Origin of the sequence: uncultured Marinobacter sp., from assembly GCF_913055835.1 — a bacterium.
GTDB lineage: Bacteria > Pseudomonadota > Gammaproteobacteria > Pseudomonadales > Oleiphilaceae > Marinobacter.
On the sequence record NZ_CAJXKQ010000001.1, the window covers coordinates 166,209 to 185,197 of the forward strand.

General features: G+C 58.2%; 19 protein-coding genes. 12 read left to right on the top strand and 7 right to left on the bottom strand.

What is annotated here, in order from left to right; all coding sequences use genetic code 11:
* Nucleotides 1–188 precede the first annotated feature (188 nt).
* Complete coding sequence (locus QZ534_RS00855) at nucleotides 189–1,496, top strand: bifunctional diguanylate cyclase/phosphodiesterase (protein ID WP_296930236.1); 1,308 nt, start codon at nucleotides 189–191, stop codon at nucleotides 1,494–1,496.
* Here the strand turns inward: QZ534_RS00855 and QZ534_RS00860 are convergent.
* Nucleotides 1,476–2,825, bottom strand: coding sequence for a dicarboxylate/amino acid:cation symporter (locus QZ534_RS00860; protein ID WP_296930240.1), 1,350 nt, complete (start codon nucleotides 2,823–2,825; stop codon nucleotides 1,476–1,478). The two genes, QZ534_RS00855 and QZ534_RS00860, sit on opposite strands and share 21 nt — an antisense overlap.
* Before the next feature lie 77 nt (nucleotides 2,826–2,902).
* Nucleotides 2,903–3,601, bottom strand: a complete 699-nt coding sequence (locus QZ534_RS00865; protein ID WP_296930243.1) for a pseudouridine synthase — start codon at nucleotides 3,599–3,601, stop codon at nucleotides 2,903–2,905.
* 55 nt (nucleotides 3,602–3,656) lie between these two features.
* Here QZ534_RS00865 and QZ534_RS00870 point away from each other — a divergent pair, with 55 nt between their 5' ends.
* From QZ534_RS00870 to rarD, 5 genes are all read left to right on the top strand, one after another.
* The gene (locus tag QZ534_RS00870; RefSeq protein WP_296930246.1) at nucleotides 3,657–3,896 is read left to right on the top strand and encodes a TIGR02647 family protein; all 240 of its coding nucleotides are present in this window, start codon (nucleotides 3,657–3,659) and stop codon (nucleotides 3,894–3,896) included.
* 58 nt (nucleotides 3,897–3,954) lie between these two features.
* Nucleotides 3,955–4,689, top strand: a complete 735-nt coding sequence (locus tag QZ534_RS00875; RefSeq protein ID WP_296930247.1) for a TVP38/TMEM64 family protein — start codon at nucleotides 3,955–3,957, stop codon at nucleotides 4,687–4,689.
* Nucleotides 4,686–6,881, top strand: coding sequence for a hypothetical protein (locus QZ534_RS00880; protein ID WP_296930249.1), 2,196 nt, complete (start codon nucleotides 4,686–4,688; stop codon nucleotides 6,879–6,881). The genes QZ534_RS00875 and QZ534_RS00880 overlap by 4 nt, the downstream gene beginning before the upstream one ends.
* Before the next feature lie 103 nt (nucleotides 6,882–6,984).
* Entirely contained in the window at nucleotides 6,985–7,872 is an 888-nt protein-coding gene (locus tag QZ534_RS00885) for a DMT family transporter (RefSeq protein WP_296930252.1), read from the top strand.
* A 28-nt stretch (nucleotides 7,873–7,900) separates the two neighbouring features.
* Nucleotides 7,901–8,791, top strand: a complete 891-nt coding sequence (gene rarD / locus QZ534_RS00890) for an EamA family transporter RarD (protein WP_296930255.1) — start codon at nucleotides 7,901–7,903, stop codon at nucleotides 8,789–8,791.
* A 26-nt stretch (nucleotides 8,792–8,817) separates the two neighbouring features.
* Here the strand turns inward: rarD and QZ534_RS00895 are convergent, their stop codons facing one another.
* The gene (locus QZ534_RS00895; protein ID WP_296930257.1) at nucleotides 8,818–9,708 is read right to left on the bottom strand and encodes a haloalkane dehalogenase; all 891 of its coding nucleotides are present in this window, start codon (nucleotides 9,706–9,708) and stop codon (nucleotides 8,818–8,820) included.
* A gap of 79 nt (nucleotides 9,709–9,787) precedes the next feature.
* Between QZ534_RS00895 and QZ534_RS00900 the strand changes: the two genes are divergently transcribed.
* The 3 genes from QZ534_RS00900 to QZ534_RS00910 all read left to right on the top strand — a co-directional run bounded on the left by QZ534_RS00900 (nucleotide 9,788) and on the right by QZ534_RS00910 (nucleotide 12,059).
* Nucleotides 9,788–10,699 carry a diacylglycerol kinase family protein gene (locus QZ534_RS00900; protein WP_296930260.1) on the top strand — a complete coding sequence of 304 codons (912 nt, stop codon included), beginning with the start codon at nucleotides 9,788–9,790 and terminating at the stop codon, nucleotides 10,697–10,699.
* Between the two features lie 201 nt (nucleotides 10,700–10,900).
* On the top strand, nucleotides 10,901–11,683 hold the full coding sequence (locus QZ534_RS00905; RefSeq protein ID WP_296930264.1) for an ABC transporter substrate-binding protein: 783 nt from the start codon (nucleotides 10,901–10,903) through the stop codon (nucleotides 11,681–11,683).
* Between the two features lie 151 nt (nucleotides 11,684–11,834).
* A complete protein-coding gene (locus tag QZ534_RS00910; RefSeq protein ID WP_296930267.1) occupies nucleotides 11,835–12,059 on the top strand; it encodes a hypothetical protein in 225 nt (74 codons plus the stop codon).
* A gap of 10 nt (nucleotides 12,060–12,069) precedes the next feature.
* Here QZ534_RS00910 and QZ534_RS00915 read toward each other — a convergent pair whose 3' ends face one another.
* The 4 genes from QZ534_RS00915 to QZ534_RS00930 all read right to left on the bottom strand — a co-directional run bounded on the left by QZ534_RS00915 (nucleotide 12,070) and on the right by QZ534_RS00930 (nucleotide 15,773).
* Nucleotides 12,070–12,582, bottom strand: coding sequence for a DUF2244 domain-containing protein (locus QZ534_RS00915; protein WP_296930270.1), 513 nt, complete (start codon nucleotides 12,580–12,582; stop codon nucleotides 12,070–12,072).
* A gap of 69 nt (nucleotides 12,583–12,651) precedes the next feature.
* Nucleotides 12,652–13,443 carry a M48 family metallopeptidase gene (locus tag QZ534_RS00920; RefSeq protein ID WP_296930273.1) on the bottom strand — a complete coding sequence of 264 codons (792 nt, stop codon included), beginning with the start codon at nucleotides 13,441–13,443 and terminating at the stop codon, nucleotides 12,652–12,654.
* Nucleotides 13,444–13,461: 18 nt separating this feature from the next.
* Nucleotides 13,462–14,157 carry a response regulator gene (locus tag QZ534_RS00925; RefSeq protein WP_296930275.1) on the bottom strand — a complete coding sequence of 232 codons (696 nt, stop codon included), beginning with the start codon at nucleotides 14,155–14,157 and terminating at the stop codon, nucleotides 13,462–13,464.
* Nucleotides 14,154–15,773, bottom strand: coding sequence for a sensor histidine kinase (locus tag QZ534_RS00930; RefSeq protein ID WP_296930278.1), 1,620 nt, complete (start codon nucleotides 15,771–15,773; stop codon nucleotides 14,154–14,156). Before QZ534_RS00930 ends, QZ534_RS00925 begins: the two co-directional genes overlap by 4 nt.
* 246 nt (nucleotides 15,774–16,019) lie before the next feature.
* Here QZ534_RS00930 and QZ534_RS00935 point away from each other — a divergent pair, with 246 nt between their 5' ends.
* From QZ534_RS00935 to QZ534_RS00945, 3 genes are read left to right on the top strand one after another with little or no spacing between them, the layout of a single operon-like run.
* Nucleotides 16,020–16,997, top strand: coding sequence for a tripartite tricarboxylate transporter substrate-binding protein (locus QZ534_RS00935; RefSeq protein WP_296930281.1), 978 nt, complete (start codon nucleotides 16,020–16,022; stop codon nucleotides 16,995–16,997).
* Entirely contained in the window at nucleotides 16,994–17,440 is a 447-nt protein-coding gene (locus QZ534_RS00940; protein ID WP_069182906.1) for a tripartite tricarboxylate transporter TctB family protein, read from the top strand. Before QZ534_RS00935 ends, QZ534_RS00940 begins: the two co-directional genes overlap by 4 nt.
* Nucleotides 17,440–18,966 (top strand): tripartite tricarboxylate transporter permease, encoded by a 1,527-nt coding sequence (locus QZ534_RS00945; RefSeq protein ID WP_296930286.1) that lies wholly within the window; start codon nucleotides 17,440–17,442, stop codon nucleotides 18,964–18,966. Before QZ534_RS00940 ends, QZ534_RS00945 begins: the two co-directional genes overlap by 1 nt.
* Nucleotides 18,967–18,989: the final 23 nt, after the last annotated feature.

Here is an 18,989-nt window from a genome sequence, read left to right on the forward strand (position 1 = left end):
GCGTTTCCTACTTTAATTCAGACGTTACTGATCGTTTTCTGTATTGAAATCATGCACCTTGGGCTTCGGCCACAACATAGGTGGATAAAATGAAACAAGCCCATTCCCTGATTCCCGACTCCGGCGATGACAGGATTCACAGGATAACGGGTGTCTATAGCAAACCTGTCAAGGATCATCCCATAACAATGAAGGGTTCATGTTGTAGTCTGACCGGGCCATTGACCAATCTGCCGGTTCGCCAGAACCTGTCGGTCGCCGTACAGCTGGCGGCGCAAAAGGGCCGCGGCGCTGCGGTGATGGTTGTAAAGATTGGTGCGCTTACCGAAATAAACCACTGGCAAGGATACGAAGTTGGTGACCGTGTCATCCGAACAGTCATGGGACGGATCGAAGCGTCCCTGCAAGAGAATGATTTCGTGGGCCGACTCGGCGGTGGCCATTTCCTTGTATTCCTGAACCATGGCCGGCAGCCAGATAGGCTGGATGAGCGTGTGCAGATGCTGCTGACAGCCGTTTCGGAACCGATGCACTTTGGTGGTGGCCCGCTGCTGATCAACGCCAGTGCTGGCGTAAGCCTCATGCCCGAGGATGCGGGTAATGCAGACGAACTCCTGCGTAACGCGGAGCTGGCACTCAGAACAGCCAGGGCAGGTTGCGCCCGGTTTTTCTCCCGTGACCTTCAGGCCCACCTCGCCGGTTATGCCGAGGTACGGTCTGCCATGGTGGGAGCCCTGGAACGGGAGGAGTTCTTCTTGGTCTACCAGCCGCAAGTGTGTGCTGCCTCTGGGCGGATGTTCGGCGTTGAGGCGCTGCTTCGTTGGCAATCGCCCACGTTAGGCCTGGTACCTCCGGACCGATTTATTCCGGTGGCCGAGAACGTCGGCCTGATGCCGCAGCTCGGTGCATGGGTGCTGGCCAGTGCCTGTCGTCAAGCCAGCCTGTGGCGTGCACGGGGTACACCTCTGCGCGTGGCGGTGAATATCAGCGCCTCCCAGCTCGAGGATCCGCAATTTGCCAATCAGGTGCGGGCTATTCTGGGGGAACAGGCGTTGCCACCGGCGTTGCTCGAACTGGAAGTAACCGAGAGCATGCTTGTGGGGGATGTGGCCGAGTGCCAGCGTGCGTTAGAAGCAATCCGACAGGCCGGTGTGAAGCTCGCCCTGGATGATTTTGGAACCGGGTATTCCAACCTGGCCTACCTCCGGCACTTCACTTTCGATACCCTGAAGATCGACCGTCTCTTCACCAATGCCATTACCGGCGACAGCTCTGGAGACACACTGGTTCGCGCCATTGTGGCCATGGGGTCGGAGCTGGGCCAGGATATCGTCGCCGAGGGCGTTGAGACGCCGGAGCAAGCAGAGGCGCTCCGTAAACTGGGGTGCTCCCGCCTGCAGGGCTACTATTTCAGCCGCCCGGTTCCCGCCGCTGAAATCTCAATGATCCCTGATGTTCAATTCACTTCCGCGCGATCAGGAAGTTTCCTCGGGTGATGGTTCGGGCGGCAGCCTCTTTCCCGCGAGATTCTCCATCAGACGGCAGGTTACCAGGTCGCCCGTCACGTTGATGGCGGTTCGGCACATATCCAGGATCCGGTCCACGCCCATGATCAGGGCAATGCCGGCGGGAGGAATGCCAACGGTCTGCAACACCATGGCAAGGATCACGATGCCGACCCCGGGGGTGGCCGGTGAACCGATCGAGGCACCGACGGCCATGGCGACCACGAGCGCCATGCTTCCCATGCTGAGATCAATGCCGTAAACCTGGGCCAGAAAGATGGTGGCAACGGCCTGGTAGAGTGCCGTGCCGTTCATGTTGATGGTGGCACCCAGCGGAATCACGAACTGCGACACCGAAGGCCGGACCCCCAGCTTGTCTTCGGCAGTCCGTATCGACAGGGGCATGACGGCCGCCGAGCTGGATGTGGAAAAGGCAAGTAGCAGCACATCCCGGGTGTCTTTCAGAAAACGTTTGGGAGACTGGCCCGCCAGAAGTTTAAGAATGAGCATGTAGACTCCCAGCAATACCAGGAGTCCGGCAATGACGGTCGCCACATAAGAGGCCATGCCGAGCATTGCCCGGAACCCCAATGTTGTTGTCAGTTGAGCCATCAGGCCGAATACCGCAATCGGGGCAAGGCGCATGGCCCAGCGTACGACGGTCATGCAGATTTGCTGGAGGGAATCGAGCAGGTCCAGCATGGGCCTGGATTTTTCCGGGGCCATGCTCACCAGGGCAATGCCGACAATGATGGAAAAGATCACCACCTGGAGCATCTGGCCTTCAACCATGGCGTCGAGCGGGTTCCCCGGCAACAGCCCGAGCAGGGTCTTCGGTAGCTCATCCACACCCGGCATGGAGGCAACAGGCACACTGTTATCCCCAGCTGCAACTGGAGTGCCGAGCCCTGCCATCATGCTGCCGGGATTGATCAGGTCGCCGATCCAGAGACCTATCGACGCCGCCATCGCAGTGGTGACCACGAAAAAGCCGGTTACCCTCAGGCCGAGCTTTCGCAACTGTTCGAGGTCTTCACTGGCGGCAAGCCCGCGAACCACCGAGGCAATCACCAGCGGGATCACGATCATCTGGATCGTGGCCAGGAACAATTGGCCCGGGAAAGCCAGCCAGTTACCGATCAACGTGCCGGTGTCCGGTTCCACGAGTCCCACGGAGGGGCCCAGGAGCGTGCCCGTAATCAAACCCAGGAACATGCCAATGAGCACCTTCAGCCAGAGCTTGCCCTGCACCAGCCCTGAGAGGTAGCTGCTAAGGTGACGAAGTGGCCGTGGGTAGAAGTCGCTCGCCTGATTCGGCATGGTGGTGAATCGTCCCTGGTTCCAGTCAAAGCACCCTACAAGCATAGCCGATGTGCGCCGCAGGTTTGTGAGACAGATCAATCCGGTATCAGGTTGATTTCGTCGGCAGTGAGCGGTCGGTAGTCGCCGGGCGCCAGCGTTTCGTCCAACCGGATATTCCCCATCCGCTCCCGGTGCAGGGCCGTCACACGATTACCGACAGCGTGGAACATGCGCTTGACCTGATGGTAACGGCCTTCATAGATGGTCATCCTGGCGTTGCAGGGGCTCAAACGTTCCAGATGAGCGGGTGAGGTTGTCAGTTGCTCAAACTCAAACCAGATGCCCGCTGCGAATCGCTCCGGCGTGTCCGGAGCGATCGGGTAGGCTGTACTTACCCGGTAGACCTTCGGGATCTTGATGCGGGGCTCGGTGAGTTGGCGGGACCAGCGACCATCACTGGTGAGGATGAGAAGCCCGGTACTGCTGCGATCGAGCCGGCCAGCAATGTGCAGATCCGGGCGCAGGTCCGGGGCAATCAGTTCCATCACCGTTGGGTGGACGTCGTCGCTGGTTGCACTCAGGAACCCCGGTGGCTTATTGAGCATGAGATAGAGTCGGTTTTCGCCGGTCTGAATCGTTTCGTCATCCACGCGGACGCTGGAAAAGCGGTCGACTTCGGTAGCCGGTTCTCTGCAGATGGCCCCGTTCACGGCCACGCGCCCCGACGCGATCAGGAAATTGGCCTGACGGCGACTGACGCCATTCCGGTTGCTGAGAATTCGGGAAAGCTTCATGGTGTGAATCGGCTATGCTGGATGTAAACCCCCGATAATAATACGAGGAAATGCCATGCCATTCTCTGTTGATCACCTTGCCGAACTCAATCTGCTGGGCCAGTTTCCCTCGACGTCTACCCAGGAAGGGCTCAAGGTGCATGCACATTCGGCGGCCCCGGAAACGGTGAAAGCCGCGGAAAATCTGTACGCCAAGGGGCTGACGAGCCAGAAAGATGGCGGCTACCTCACCCCGTTGGGTGCAGAGGCCGTTGAGCTGACCCAGAAACTCCAGTCGATTCTCAGCAGCCCCTAAACCGGGATGATCTGCTCGGCCTTTGAGACCCGGTGTCCTCCCGCGTTAGGCTAAGGCCATGAGCAACTGGAAAAAATCGCCCATCCTCTGGATGGGGGGCAGCATTGCCGGCGTCGGCCTCATTGTTGGTCTGCTCTATGCGTTTGGAGTGCATCAACAGGTGGTTGAGTTACTGCGCTGGTTTGATACCCAGGGTGCCTGGGCGGCTTTATTGTTTATTGGCATCATGGTGCTTGCCATGGTGCTACTGCTTCCGGGGGTTCTTCTGACCACCGGCGCTGGCTTTGTGTTTGGCGTACTGGAGGGCACGGCTTACGTGGTGGTGGGTACCACCCTTGGCTCGGCCATTGCCTTTCTGATTGCCCGGCATTTTCTGGGTGAACATGCCCACGTGTATATCCGCAATCGGGCTCGACTGTCTGTGGTCAGCAACGAAATGGCACCCCACGGGTGGAAAATCGTGCTGCTGACCCGCCTGATCCCGTTCTTTCCCGGCAAGCTGTCCAATTTTCTGTTCGGTCTCACCAACTTTTCATTTGGCGGTTTTGTCGCCGGCACCTTTTTCGGTGTGATTCCCTTTTCCCTGCACAACGTGTATCTCGGCTCGCTTGCTGCCGACCTCTCTACTCTGGGCGTGCGGGAAACCGGCCGCACACCACTGGAGTGGGCCATTTACGGTGCGGGTTTCGTAGGCACGGTACTGGCCGTGGTGTTTCTCAACCGACTCGCCCGGCGGGCCCTGGCTCGTTACAAGGTCGAGACTGAACCAACAGAACAGGCGGCAAACGAATGAGCTGGATGAAGTGGCTGCCCTGGCGTTATCTGGTAAAGCGCGTGGCCCATCGCCATGGTTTTCTGGACCCGATCGCGCTACTCGGAAAACTGCACAGCTTTGCCCAGCCTTCGGAAGTCGGCGAGCCTATCGAGTTGCTCAGGGCCGGCGTGGTTTTCCACGCGCGGGGGCTGATCAACAGTCGGGTCATCCAGCATAACCTCGACTGGGTCTGGCCCTACTGGGTGGAGCGTCAGTTCGACCCCGAGGATGTTGCCTTCATTCCCCGGGCATTCTCCATCACTCACATCAATTTGAGTAACCGAAACTGGACGGCCATTGGCCAGCCGAATGTGGATGAACTGCCGGTTGTGGATCCCCGCGGGTTGCTGACCCCGTTCCATGACAGCTGGTCACTGGATGCGTGGTTGTTGGCAGACGATGGCCGCTGTCTTCTGCCTTCACGTTGCAGGACGGCCCGGCAGCGCCAGGAACTCGAAAATGGCCCTTGTGTGGTCACGGAGTCGGAGCTGGATGGGCTGGCCCTGACAAGCCGCTCCCGGGTGGTGGTGGAGGAGGGCCGCCCCGTTTGCGAGATGGTGGTGAAGGCGAGGGCTGAGACTTCCGGCTCCCTGGTCATATCACTGCGTCCGGCCAATCCTGAAGGGATCAGTTTTATCAACAAGGTGCGTCTCTCCGAACAGCGAGACGCCTGGACCGTGGACGGCAAGCAGGCGGTATTCTTCAATCGGCCCGCTGAGCGGCATCATGTGTCGAACTACCGCCAGGGTGACGTTCGAATTCACCTGCACGACAAGGAAGACCAGAGCGAAGGAACATGCGACGTTGGCATGGTTACGGCGGCGGCCCTGTTCCGGGTTGAGGCCGGGGAGGAATCGGAACTCAGGCTCAGGGTGCCGCTGCAGGATGAATCGGCCCCGATCATTCGTTCGGATGGCTGGGCCAGTGCCCTTAAAGGGCACGCCCGGTTGGAGTGCCCGGACGAAACCTGGCAGTTTCTCTATGACGCTGCTCTGAGTTCCCTGGTTCTGCACTCTCCGGAAGACGTGTATCCCGGTCCCTACACCTACAAGCGGTTCTGGTTCAGGGATGCCGCTTTCATTATCCATGCCTTGCTTTGTGCAGGTCTGACTGACCGGGCCGAGCGGGCGCTCTACCAGTTCCCGGCGAGGCAGATGAAAAATGGCTATTTCCGCTCCCAGGAAGGGGAGTGGGATGCCAATGGAGAAGTGCTCTGGATTCTCAGGCGATACCATGAACTCACGGGCAGGCCGTTGCACAGTGAATGGCAGGAACCCGTGCGCAAGGGGGCTCGCTGGATCGAGAGAAAACGTCTCAGCGATACGATTGACGAGCCCCATGCGGGTCTGCTGCCCGCCGGTTTCAGTGCCGAGCACCTCGGGCCCAATGACTATTACTATTGGGACGATTTCTGGGGCATCGCTGGCCTCAAGGCCGCCGAAGCATTGTTTGCCCCGATTGACCGGCCAACCAGCGAGCATTTTGGCGCCGGTGCCCGAGAGTTCAGCCAGACCGTTGATCGCAGTCTGGCAACCTGTGAGCAACGGCTGAAGCGGCCGGGCATGCCGGCATCACCCTACCGTCGCCTGGATGCCGGCGCCATTGGCTCTCTGGCGATCGGTTACCCCACCCAGCTGTGTGAGCCGGATGATCCCAGATTGCTCGATTGCGTCGAGTTTCTGCTCGACAAATGCTTTGTGAAAGGTGCGTTTTATCAGGACATGATTCATTCGGGCCTGAACGCCTACCTGACCCTGCATGTGGCGCAGGTGCTCCTGCGCGCGGGTGATCCACGGTTCCTGGATCTGGTGGATGCGGTTGCCCGGCTGGCCTCACCAACGGGGCAGTGGCCCGAAGCGATCCATCCGGCGACCGACGGCGGCTGCATGGGCGATGGTCATCATGTGTGGGCGTCTGCCGAATGGCTGCTGATGGTGCGTAACTGCTTTGTCCGGGAGGAAGGCGATCGCCTGATTCTTTGTGCCGGCATTCCCCCGCGTTGGCTTGAACAGGACAAACCCATCCGCTTTGGTCCGGCGCCGACCAGTTTCGGAACCCTGTCCATTACCATCGTGCCACGCCCGGGCGAATCTCCTGAAGTGACCTGGGAGGGCCATTGGCATGACTCCGAACCCGATATCGAGGTAAGGCTGCCGGAGATTCGCGGTTGATCAACTGTACTGGTCATGAAACCGGATTTCTGTATCTGTTTTGTTTGCCTGCTAACTTATAAAGTAAGCTGACTGACAAATATATCGAATCCGGTTGAGGTCCATGCGCTCACTGTTTTACTCGTTTTTCGTGCCCGCGCTGTTTGTCTGGCTGTGGAGTACCGGTTTTATCGGTGCCAAGTACGGTCTGCCGTTTGCGGAGCCGTTCACCCTGCTGCTGATCCGCATGCTGTCGACACTGGTGTTGCTGGCGGGGCTGGCCTGGATCATGAAAACCCGCTGGCCGGGCTGGCGCGGTGCCGGGCATCTTGCGGTCACCGGGATGCTGGTACATGGCTGCTACCTCGGCGGGGTCTACTATGCGATCCAGGACGGCATGGCGTCCGGGATTGTGTCCCTGATTGTTGGCTTGCAGCCGCTGGTAACCGCAGGTGCGGCAGTTATCTTCCTCAAGGAGTCCGTCAGTGGTCGCCAGTGGGTGGGGCTGGTCCTGGGCCTGGTTGGAGTTGCTCTGGTGCTGCTGGAAAAATTTGGCGTCAATGGCTCGGATTCAATGTACTCACCCTGGAGCCTGCTCTGGGCCGTTTTTGCCCTTGCCGGAATATCCATGGGCACTGTCTATCAGAAGCGCTACGGCACCAATGCGGATCTGGTGGCAGGCTCACTGATTCAGTTTTCGGCCGCTGCCGCCCTGTTTGCCATTGGCGCCTTTGCCCTGGAGACCCGGGAGGTTGAGTGGACTCTGCAACTGCAATTGTCCATGGCATGGCTTGTGGTCGGCTTATCCATTGGCGCCGTGCTGCTCCTGATGTGGCTGATCCGCCAGGGTGCGGCGTCCCAGGTCGCTAGCCTGTTCTATCTGGTGCCACCGGTTACTGCGCTGGAGGCATATTTTCTGTTCGACGAGCGTCTGGGCGCACTGGCGATGACTGGTGGCCTCATTGCCATTGTTGGTGTGGCGCTGGTGGTCACCCAGAAAAAGCCTGCTTGAAAAGACAATTCCCAGGGGTGGTTATCACATGACGGAAGTGACCAAGGGCGTCTGGTATGGTTTGGGCGCCTATACCATCTGGGGCTGTTTTCCTCTCTTTTTTGCCCTGTTCGAGGGCGTGCCGGCGTTTGAAATCCTGATCCACCGGATTATCTGGTCCTGTGTATTTCTGGCCCTGGTGATCAGTGGCTTACGGCGCTGGCCGGCTGTAAGAGCGGCGTTGGCGAACCCGTCCCAGCTCTGGCGAGTACTTGCCTGTGCGTTGCTCATTGCCGCTAACTGGGGCATCTACATTTATGCGGTAGAAACCCGCCATGTTCTCCAGGCCAGTCTTGGCTACTTCCTGACGCCGCTGGTGAATGTTGCTCTCGGGATGCTCGTGCTGCGTGAGCGTATGGGGTCATGGCAGATGGCCGCTGTGGTGCTGGCGGGTATCGGAATCCTGATTCAGCTGGCGCTTCTTGGTGAGCTGCCCTGGATTTCATTGGCCCTTGCCATGAGTTTTGGTACCTACGGTCTTGTTCGCAAGCAGGTGATGCTGGATGGGCTTTCCGGGTTGTTTGTTGAAACCATGCTGTTGCTGCCAGTCGGCCTGCTGACTTTTGGCTGGCTTGCCCGCGAGGGCATGTCCCACTTCGGAGAGGATGTCTATATCGGCGGACTGCTGATGGCGAGCGGCATTGTTACAGCCATTCCGTTGCTCCTGTTTGCCGGTGCGGCCCGGCGCCTGCGGCTGGCGACCGTCGGCTTCCTGATGTACATCAACCCAACTTTGCAGTTCTTCATTGCCTTGCTGGTCTTCGGCGAGCCATTAAGTGATATCCAGCTGGCCAGCTTTGTGGTGATCTGGATTGCACTGGGCCTCTACAGCTGGTCTTCCTGGCACTACCGGCCACGGGTGCCGGTGGGCCAGGATTGAGTCCGCCGCCCTTGGAGCTGGATCACTCAGGAGAGAGTGGCGAGTAGATCGTTGATGGCCCGGGCGAAAGGCACGGGTGAATCTTCCTGAAGAAAATGACCACCCTTGAGGGTTACGTGGGGCTGGTCCTTCGCACCCGGAATCCGTTTCTGCATGTATGCATCGCCACCCCGGGTAATTGGATCGCCGTTGCTGAAGGTGGTCAGGAAGGGTTTTTCCCAACGTTCGAGCACTTTCCAGGCATTACGATTGGCCTCACTGGCAGGATCGTCCGGGTGCATCGGCACCAGTCGGGGAAAGGCCCGCGCACCGGCTTTGTACTTCTTGCCGGGGAAGGGCGCGTCGTAGGCCCTCATTTCGTCGGGACCCAGCTTGCGGAAGGACCCGGTGTTGATGATCCGCGCGATGGGAAACCAGGGGCTGTGCAGGGCGAAATTCTTCCAGATCTTGAACGCTGGCGGCGCTTTCTGATCGCCGGTAGGCAGCATGCCATTACCGACCACAATGGCCCGGAACCGGTCTGGATTTTCTGCCGCCAACCGCAGCCCTAACAGCGAGCCCCAGTCCTGGCACACCAGGGTAATGTTGGTGAGCTTCAGTTGATCCAGGAAGGACTGCATCCAGTCCATATGCTGCTGGTAGGAATAATCGTCGATAGCCGTGGGTTTGTCGGACTTGCCAAAACCGATCAGGTCCGGAGCGATAACCCTGTGGCCGGCTGCGGCGCACACCGGGATCATATGACGGTAAAGATAGGACCAGGAAGGCTCACCATGCATCATCAGAACAGGGCTTGCGTCTGCAGGCCCCTCATCGACATAGTGCATTCGCAGACCGCCAACGTCGAGGTAGTGGGGCTCGAACGGATAGTCCAGCAGTCTTTCAAAGCGTTTATCCGGGGTTCTTACGAAATCCATCGCGCTTGCCTTGTTATTGATTATTGTGAGGGAATGGTGACGAGAATTGTGCTGGAGCGAGGGAGCAGAGACAAGCGCAATGGCCTATTGGTTGATTTGCAATTCCAGGGCGGGTGATGGTGAGCGTGGCAGGGACTTCTGGCTGGAGCACCTGGCCTCGGCAGGTATCCACGAACCCCGGTGCCATGACTTTGAAGACGCCGACTGGAGCGAGAATCTCGGCGCCGGGGACACGGTTATCGTCGCAGGCGGCGATGGATCGGTGAACCGTGCCGCTGCCATATGCCGGAACCAAGGCGCGACGCTTGCCATTCTGCCCTCTGGAACAGCCAACGACTTTTCCCGGAATCTCGGGCTTCCGCAACAGCCGGAAGCCCTGTGCGAACTGATTGCCAGGGGCGTTACGCAAACGGTTGATGTGGCAGAGTATGGCGACGGCATTTTTCTGAATGTCGCCCATGTGGGCATGGGAACCTTGCCTGCGCGGGAGTCCCATGGTGCCGAGAAAAAAATCTTTGGGCGATTCAGTTACGTCGTTGAATTATTGCGCCGGTTGAACGCAAAGCGAGGCTTCAGGGCAACCATTCGTTGTGATCGGGGCGTCGTAAAGGGGCGATGGCTTTCAATCGCGGTAGCCAGTGGTGCTTTTTTTGGTGGTGGCAATGAGATTCCCGAGGCCTCCGCCAGTGATGGCCAGCTGGATATGATCGCGGTCCGGCCACGACCGATCCTCCAGCTCCTGTTTACCTTTTTGATGGTTCGCCTTAACAGGCAGGCTCCCAGGCGTACCAGCACCCTGGTCCATATCAAGAGCCAACGCTGTCTCGTACACACCGGCAAACCAAAAACGGTGACGGCCGACGGTGATGTGGTCTCCCGAACGCCTCTCAACGTAGTCTGTAGGCATGGCAGCCTTCGCGTTATCGGACCGAAGGTCGTCAGTACCGCCGCCAACGGTAAAGGCAAAGAGGGGCTCCCCGACACTGCCTGAAACAAAGACGGGTTTTCAGATACGTTTTGTCACTGACTTTTCCCGCAGGAAGCGCAATCATGGGCTTTACTGGCATAATCAATCACAATGGATGACATTAAATGCCAGAGTGTCGCTTTTGCAACCATATTCCTGGTTTCTGGTCACCCATTGCGGCCACCTGACTCCCGTTCCAGCTGAAATGTCGAAAAGGATTAGAGAATGCCCACAGAAATTGCATCGGTCTCCTCGAAGGTAATCAAAGGCATTAAAACCGGTATTATCGCCCTGGCCTTGTCGGCCACTGGTCAACCGGCTTTTGCAGCCGAGCGTCTTTATATCTTCACGGAAAACTACCCGCCCTATAATGCTTCGGAAACCGGAAAAGGCTTTGCCCATAACGAAGACGACATTACCGGCATCTGCACGGACATGGTCAAAGCAATGCTTTCCCGGGTCGACTATGACTACGTAATGAAAATGCGGGATTGGAGTTACGCCTATAACTGGGTACAGGATCGGGAAAATCATGGGCTTTTCTGTACCGCACGCACCGAGCAGCGGGAAGACCAGTTTCAGTGGGTAGGCCCTCTGGCATCCATCAAATGGACGCTGTTTGCCGCACCGGATTCCGACATCACCCTTAGCTCCCTGGAAGAGGCCAAAGACCTGAGAATAGCCGGTTACAAGGGCGATGTGATGTCCGAGTACCTGGTCGATCAGGGCTTTAATGTCATCATGGGCATTTCCGGTGATGTAAATACCCGTCGCCTGACTCTGGGGCAGGCGGACTTATGGGTCACTGATGGCCTGGTAGGTCCTCTGGTGGCAAAAGAAGAGCACGGGATTACCGGGCTGCAGCCGGTGCTGGTCTTCCGTGAAACGCCTATGTATCTGGCCTTCAGCAACAATACCGATCCGGCGGTGATTGAAGATCTCCAGCAGGCGCTGGATAAAGCCCGTGAAGCCGGAGATATCGACAGGATCGCAGCCAGCTACGAGTAAAAGCTCATGCGGGAAAAGCAGATAAGTGGTATTCGCTATGCCTGAAAGCCGTGTGTGAGCAAAAAATGATCTACACTCCCGGGTAGAACGTTGCTAAATGGCGGGTCTGATTTCCGTCTGCCCGCTCATCGATCGAACGGGAGGATCGACTATGGAAGATCCGAAAACGGTTATTACCAAAGAGCCACGCAAGAGTCTGATCATTCTTTTCCTGTCAGCGATGTACAGCATCATCATCGGTATTGTGGTGCTGATCGGCCTGGGCAGTGGAGACACCCAGATGGCCGAAGGGGCAGGATGGGTACTGATCGTGTGTGGCGTTGCCAGTCTTGTCTATTATTTCCTGGCCCGCAAGCAGACACCCCCGCTCAAGTAGCAGAAATGTCTCAGAACCAGAGCCCGATCTGCGGATCGGGCTCTTTGCGTTCTATCAGCAGTCCTTTTTGTTCGAGCATGCCAATGAGCTTCTGAGTGTCCTCAATGTTAAGGAAGCCACCAATCGATACTTCGGTATCCCGATGGGTGAGCGACAGCTTCGCCGGCGTGAACGGGTGCGTTGGTGAGTGGATCTGAAGGCGCGAATAGCGGATCGGTAGCGTCCATTCCGCCTGCTTGCGCTTTCTGCCTTTCTCCAGATGAATGTCGTTATTGTCGATGGACAAAACCTCCTGCCGTTGGCATTCGCGAGAGGTAAGGTAGATGCCGCAGGCAAGCGCAATAAGCTCCAGGCCGGCAAATGGGATGATCACCCAGGCGCCCATGAGCGTGAACCCTGTGGCTATCAGGGCTGAAAGAATAAACAGGGCGGCCCAGATTCTGACATTGCCATGCCAGCTCAGTGAACGGTTGGGGGTAAGAACCAGCCTGAAGCCGTCCGGATGTGGCAAGCGTTCCACCATGGAATCTGCCTCAGTATTAACGCGCCGCTAGACTTGATGATAGTCAAATATACGGTGAATGCGACTGAATCAGATCTGACAGTTGGCCGGGGGAACCCTCTCGAAAACCGAGCGGGCGGCAGCCAGCTGATTTTGCAGGGAGGCAATACGGGTATCGTGGTTCGGGTGGGTTGAGAGAAATTCCAGTGGTTGTGAGCCAGAAGCCTGCGCCATGTTCTGCCAGAGGCGAACGCTCTGGCCCGGCTCAAAGCCGGCCCGGGCCATGATTTCCAGCCCCATCAGATCTGCCTCCTCTTCATGGGCGCGACTGAACGGCAGAGTAATGCCCAGTTGGGCACCGATGCCGAGGGCCTGCTGGATCTGGTCTTCTGCAATTTCACTTTCGGTGAACAGGCCGACGAGGAGCATGCCTGCCTGCAGGCCCAGTTGCTGGGTTAAACGTTCATTGCCATGGTCAGCAAGAACGTGAGCAATTTCATGCCCAATGACGGTGGCCAGCTGCGCCTGGTTTTCCGCGAGCTGCAGTAGCCCTGAATGCACGCCAATCTTGCCTCCGGGCAGGGCGAAAGCGTTAGGTGTGGGGTTCTCAAAGACGGCTACTTCCCAGGATTGGGGCATCGGTGCCCCGGGGTATTCTGTATGGGCCGCAGTGACCAGGGCCTCGGTAATGCATTTTACCAGGCGGTTGACGTCTGGCCTTGTGATTACCGCGTTCTGCTGCTTCATCTGCTCGAAGCTGTCCTGGCCCATGTCCGCCAGAACAGCGTCGGGAACCAGGGCCAGTCGGTTCCGGCCGGTGGGAGATTCCTGGCAGCCGGTCAGGAACACCAGGGCTGCAAGACTCAGAATCAGCGCCTTCAATCAGAACTCCATCGTCTCTCAGGAGGGTGGGTTTGGGGCACGGTATCGTCGCTCCGGGCGTCCGACACTACCATAGGTCACTTCGGCGGACAGCTCTTCTGTACCCACCAGGTATTCCAGATAACGCCGGGCGGTTGTTCGGGAGGCTCCGATGGCGCCACCCACATCCTCGGCACTCAGATGGCTGCCCTTTGCCATCACCGCCCGGATCTTGTCCAGGGTGAGGGCATCAATTCCCTTGGGCAAACGCTGTTCTGTGCCCTGGGTGCTTTCGCTGCTGGTTCTTGGAAGCAGAGCATCCACCTCCTTCTGCGCAACATGGTGCAGTGATGACAAGCGCTCCATGTGGTCGCGGTAGCGGTTGACCGCCTCCTGCAAACGCTCGAAAACCAGGGGTTTCAATATGTAGTCGAAAACACCGCCTCTCAGAGCGCTGCGCAAGGTTTCAACCTCCTTGGCGGCGGTTATCAGAATGACATCGCTACCGCTGTCTTCAGCCCGCAGTTCGCGAAGCAGTTCGAGTCCATTGCCATCGGGAAAGTAAACATCCAGCAGAATCAGATCCGGTGTCAGTATCTCGATCTGGTCCCGGGCATCCGCAAGACTATGGGCGATGCCGCAAAGTTCAACGTCTTCCAAACGTTCAACAAAACGTCGCTGTATTTCGGCGATTTTCCGGTCATCCTCGACGATCAGCAGGCGAATGGTGGTCAATGTTCGAACCTCCGCTCGGGCTTTTTCGGTAAGTATAGGGTAAAGCGACTGCCGCCCTCGGGGATGTTATCGACCGTTACCGAGCCGCCCCAGTACCCCAGAAACTGTTGGACCAGATGCAGGCCATAGCCACGGGCTTCGCCTTCCTTACTGCTTACCCCTTTCTCGAAAATCCGCTGCCGTTCAGACTCCGGAATGCCGGGCCCCTGATCCTGGACTTCGAAAATCAGCTCCTGGCCGAGATCCGTCATCGAGAGTTGCACTCGCCCACCGGCACCTGTTTCAAGGCGCGTGGCATCCAGGGCGTTGTCGATCAGATTGCCAAGAACACTGACTAGCTGATCCCGGGGCAGGGTGGCGGGCAGGTCTGCCATCTGACTGTCAGGATCAATGTCCAGCCGTAATCCCATCTCCCTGGCGCGATTGTATTTGCCGAGCAGGTACCCGGCGATAACCGGATCAGGCACGGCCTCCAGCAGCAGGTGAATAAGCGCCTGGTGGTCACTCACTTCACTGCCAATCAGATTCATTGCTTCTTCGGTAGCGCCGATCTGGATGAGCCCGGCAATGGTATGGAGTTTGTTCGAATATTCGTGGGTCTGGCTGCGCAGGGTATCCGCATATTGCTGAATCCGCGTGAGCTGATGGCTGACCTGGTCCAGTTCATTGCGCAACCGGAAGCTGGCAACCACACCAATGATCTCGTCGCCCTGTCGAACAGGTAACCGATTCACCACCATCTGGCGACCACGCAGCCAGATCTCCCGGTCGAAATCCGGGTGGCCGGATTCCAGCACAGACATCAGGCTGCTTTCCGGAAGAACCTCCAGAATCGGGCGGCCGGCAAGTGGGTTGTCGGTTGGCAAGTCCAGTGTTTCATAGGCGGCACGGTTTGCTGTGGTGATTATGCCGTCCCGATTGACCGCAATGATCCCTTCCCGCACAGACTGGAGTGTTGCCTCCCGCTCCCGAAACAGCCGGGCGATTTCTTCAGGCTCCAGACCGAAGATGGCCTGTTTGAATCGGCCGGCGATGACAATGGCCGACAGGATGGTGACCAGCAGCATCAGCCCGACCACGCCATAGAGCACCAGGTTGTAGCGCTGAATGGTAGCTTCGACCTGCTCAAGGCTGTAGCCGACCGACACGATTCCAACGATCTCTCCGGTTTCAGGAACCGTTACGGGCGCCTTACCGCGCATGGATTCGCCAAGACTGCCTCTGGCCAGGGCCACATAAGCGTTGCCTTCCACAAGGGCCTTGCGGCCGAAGTCGCCATCATCGTCACCCATAGAGTGGCCAATGCGGCTTGCGTCAGGATGGGCCAGGCGAATGGCTTCATGATCGCCAATGACAATAAACAAGGCCTGGTTGGTATCGGTCAGGCGCGTGGCAAGGCGGTTCAGTCCGTTTACATCCCGGGAACGCACGCCATCAATCACGGCGGGGGTGGCGGCCACGGTCTTCGCGACCATCAGAGCCCGCTGGCCGATCTCATCGTACAGGGAATCGCTGAGGTAATAGCCGGCAAAGCCACCAATTAGCATGGTTTGCAGCGCGCCCAGCAGACCCAGTGTAAGGATCATTCGGGTTTTGAGTTTGGTTTTTCGAAACACGGTTGGTCATGGCTTGTTGTCGTTTGGTTGTCAGGGTACTGCATGATCGCCCGGGTTGCCCGTAATCAATATGAACAAAATGCCCGTTAAGCCCTTTAAAGGCGTTACTTGCACAAGCTTCCGGGTCTCGGGTTTCACCTATTAACCTGCCTGCAATCGCTCCTCTGGCCTGCCATAGCCAGGGACCCGGCCAACACGGTCCTGCCTCAGGAGTGATCACAAAAACAAGTTGATGAGGTGACAACCATGATGATCAAGCGAACCCTGTCTTTTGTGGCGGCTGCGGCCGTCTCCATGTCTGCCATGGCCTGGCAGCCCTCCGGAAAAGTGGAATGTCTCGCCCCGGCTGATCCCGGCGGCGGTTGGGATTTCACCTGCCGCAGTGTCGGCAATGTGTTGCAGGACCTCAGCCTGGTTGACGGCAGCGTGCAGACCGTAAACATGGCTGGCGCAGGCGGTGGCGTGGCCTATGCACACACTGTGAGCAAGCGTGCAGAAGACGACAAGCTGCTGGTGGCCGCTTCAACGGCGACCACAACCCGCCTGGCCCAGAAGCAGTTCCCGGGTATGAACGCGGATATGGTCACCTGGGTCGGGGCCCTGGGGGCCGATTACGGCATCATCGCTGTTGGCAAGGACTCCGAATACCAGAACCTCAGCGAGTTGATGGACGCTGTGAAAGCCAACCCGAAATCCGTGAAATTCGCCGGTGGCAGCGCCCGTGGCGGCTGGGACCATCTCAAGGTGCTGATTGCGGCCAAGGCGGCGGGCGCCGACAAGCTCCCCTCGATTCCCTACCTTTCCTACAACAACGGCGGTGAGGCCATGAGCCAGGTTGTTGGTGGGCAAGTGGATGCGTTCACCGGAGATATTTCCGAAGCCACCGGCTTTCTCGAGTCCGGTGACCTGAGGGTCGTCGCAGTGCTTTCCGAGGAACGTCTGCCTGGAAAGTTCAGCGACCTTCCAACGGCAAAAGAGCAGGGTATTGATGCAGTTGGCCCGAACTGGCGTGGCTTCTATATGCCCAAAGGCGCCAGCGAGGAGGCCAAGTCCTATTGGGTGGATGCTGTCGATACGCTGTACGCCAGTGAGCAGTGGAAAAAGGTTATGAAGAGCAATGGCCTGATTCCGTTCCACCCGCCGGCGAGCAAGTTCGACGAATTCGTCCGCAACCAGGTGCAGGACATTGAGAACCTCTCACGTGAAATAGGACTCCTCAAATGACCAGTCTCGGTGATCGTATTCTCGGTCTGGGTCTACTTGTTCTCGCCGTTGCCTATGGCTGGGCCGCCCAACAGTGGCCTGAGCCTTTCGGTGGCGCCGAGACGGTAGGGCCGGAAACCTTTCCCACCATGCTGGCGGTCGTTCTGGTGGCCGGCAGCCTCTACCTGATGATCAAGCCGGATCCGGACGCCCAGTGGCCAGTCGGCAAATCAGCCTTTGAGCTTGTGATCTCGCTGGTGGTTCTTGTGGTCTACACGTTGCTGCTGGAGCCCCTCGGCTTCGTCATTGCCACTACCCTGGCTGTGGGTACCCTCAGTTGGCGCATGGGCGCAGCGCCAAGGCCGGCATTTCTCACCGGCCTGCTGAGCGCTGTTGTGGTATTCGTGCTGTTCAACTATGGCCTGTCCCTGAGTCTGCCTGCCGGCCTGCTGGAGGTGCACTGATGGAAACCCTGGGCTTCTTGATGGAGGGTTTTGCGGTAGCCCTGACTCCGTATAACCTGATGTTTGCTCTGTTCGGTGCGTTCGTGGGCACGTTGATCGGGTGCCTGCCCGGTCTGGGGCCTGCTAATGGTGTCGCCATTCTTATCCCCCTGGCTTTCACCCTCGGCCTGCCGCCGGAAACCGCGATGATCCTGCTGACAGCAGTGTACGCCGGTGCCATGTATGGTGGCCGGATTTCCTCAATTCTGCTGAACATTCCGGGTGATGAACCGGCGATGATGACCTGCCTGGATGGGTATCCCATGGCCCGGAAAGGGCGGGCAGCCGACGCCCTGGCAGTTTCCGCAATTGCATCCTTCGCTGGCGGTCTGATTGGCACCATTGGCTTGATCATGCTGGCGCCGGTATTGGCCAGGTTTGCCCTTACCTTTGGGCCGGCCGAGTACTTTGCCCTGTTCCTGCTGGCCTTTGCCACGCTGGGCGGAATCACCGGCAAGAACCCGGTGAAAACCGTGGTCGCCGCCACCCTGGGGATCATGATCTCCACAGTGGGCATCGACATCTCGACCGGGACCCAGCGCTACACCTTTGGCGTGCTGGAGTTGTATGAGGGTATCGATTTCATTCTGGCCATTGTCGGGCTGTTTGCCATCTCCGAGCTTCTGTTCTTTGTGGAATCCCGCATGGGACGGGGGCGAGACAAGATGAACGTGGGCAAACTGACACTGACCATGAAAGAGTTGGTGATGACGATCCCCACCCAGCTGCGTGGTGGTGTGCTTGGCTTTATTTCCGGCGTTTTGCCCGGCGCAGGTGCCTCATTGGGCAGCTTTATCAGCTATACCCTCGAAAAGCAGGTGGTCGGTAAGAAAGGCAAGTTTGGAGAAGGTGACATTCGGGGTGTGGTCGCTCCCGAAGCCGGAAACAACGGTGCATCCTCTGGCGCCCTGGTGCCCATGCTGACCCTCGGGGTGCCGGGAAGCGGCACCACCGCGGTTCTGCTGGCGATGCTGATCTCCCTGAATATCACGCCGGGACCGCTGATGTTCACCCAGAATGCGGACATTGTCTGGGGTGTTATTGCCGCTCTGTTGATTGGCAACGTCCTGCTGCTGGTGTTGAACATTCCGCTGGTCGGCTTCTTCGTGAAGCTGCTCTCGGTGCCTCCGATGTATCTGCTGCCCATCGTTACCATGGTGGCGTTCGTTGGCATCTACTCCATCAGTCACAGCACCTTTGATCTGTACTTCATGGTGGCCTTCGGCGTCGCCGGCTACTTCCTGCGCAAGCTGGAAATACCGCTGGTGCCGATCATCCTTGGCCTGCTCTTGGGGCCCGAGATGGAAAAGAACCTTGGTCATGCCCTGGTGCTATCGGATGGCGAATGGAGCGTACTCTGGGCAAGTCCGCTGGCAATGGGGCTCTGGATCGTCGCAGGCCTGGGACTGATTCTGCCTTACCTGGTTGGTCCGCTGCTGCGTCGGCGAATGAATGCCGCCATGAAAGAGAGTCCGGTCAGCGATTAAGCTTGCAGTATTTACGTCCACCT

Coding starts and splice junctions, on each gene's coding strand:
- QZ534_RS00875 (WP_296930247.1), top strand. CDS start 3,955: ATGAGCAACTGGAAAAAATCGCCCATCCTCTGGATGGGGGGCAGCATT.
- QZ534_RS00915 (WP_296930270.1), bottom strand. CDS start 12,582: ATGGTGGAACGCTTGCCACATCCGGACGGCTTCAGGCTGGTTCTTACC.
- QZ534_RS00900 (WP_296930260.1), top strand. CDS start 9,788: ATGGCCTATTGGTTGATTTGCAATTCCAGGGCGGGTGATGGTGAGCGT.
- QZ534_RS00935 (WP_296930281.1), top strand. CDS start 16,020: ATGATGATCAAGCGAACCCTGTCTTTTGTGGCGGCTGCGGCCGTCTCC.
- QZ534_RS00855 (WP_296930236.1), top strand. CDS start 189: ATGAAGGGTTCATGTTGTAGTCTGACCGGGCCATTGACCAATCTGCCG.
- rarD (WP_296930255.1), top strand. CDS start 7,901: ATGACGGAAGTGACCAAGGGCGTCTGGTATGGTTTGGGCGCCTATACC.
- QZ534_RS00885 (WP_296930252.1), top strand. CDS start 6,985: ATGCGCTCACTGTTTTACTCGTTTTTCGTGCCCGCGCTGTTTGTCTGG.
- QZ534_RS00905 (WP_296930264.1), top strand. CDS start 10,901: ATGCCCACAGAAATTGCATCGGTCTCCTCGAAGGTAATCAAAGGCATT.
- QZ534_RS00860 (WP_296930240.1), bottom strand. CDS start 2,825: ATGCCGAATCAGGCGAGCGACTTCTACCCACGGCCACTTCGTCACCTT.
- QZ534_RS00870 (WP_296930246.1), top strand. CDS start 3,657: ATGCCATTCTCTGTTGATCACCTTGCCGAACTCAATCTGCTGGGCCAG.
- QZ534_RS00910 (WP_296930267.1), top strand. CDS start 11,835: ATGGAAGATCCGAAAACGGTTATTACCAAAGAGCCACGCAAGAGTCTG.
- QZ534_RS00940 (WP_069182906.1), top strand. CDS start 16,994: ATGACCAGTCTCGGTGATCGTATTCTCGGTCTGGGTCTACTTGTTCTC.
- QZ534_RS00880 (WP_296930249.1), top strand. CDS start 4,686: ATGAGCTGGATGAAGTGGCTGCCCTGGCGTTATCTGGTAAAGCGCGTG.
- QZ534_RS00945 (WP_296930286.1), top strand. CDS start 17,440: ATGGAAACCCTGGGCTTCTTGATGGAGGGTTTTGCGGTAGCCCTGACT.
- QZ534_RS00895 (WP_296930257.1), bottom strand. CDS start 9,708: ATGGATTTCGTAAGAACCCCGGATAAACGCTTTGAAAGACTGCTGGAC.
- QZ534_RS00865 (WP_296930243.1), bottom strand. CDS start 3,601: ATGAAGCTTTCCCGAATTCTCAGCAACCGGAATGGCGTCAGTCGCCGT.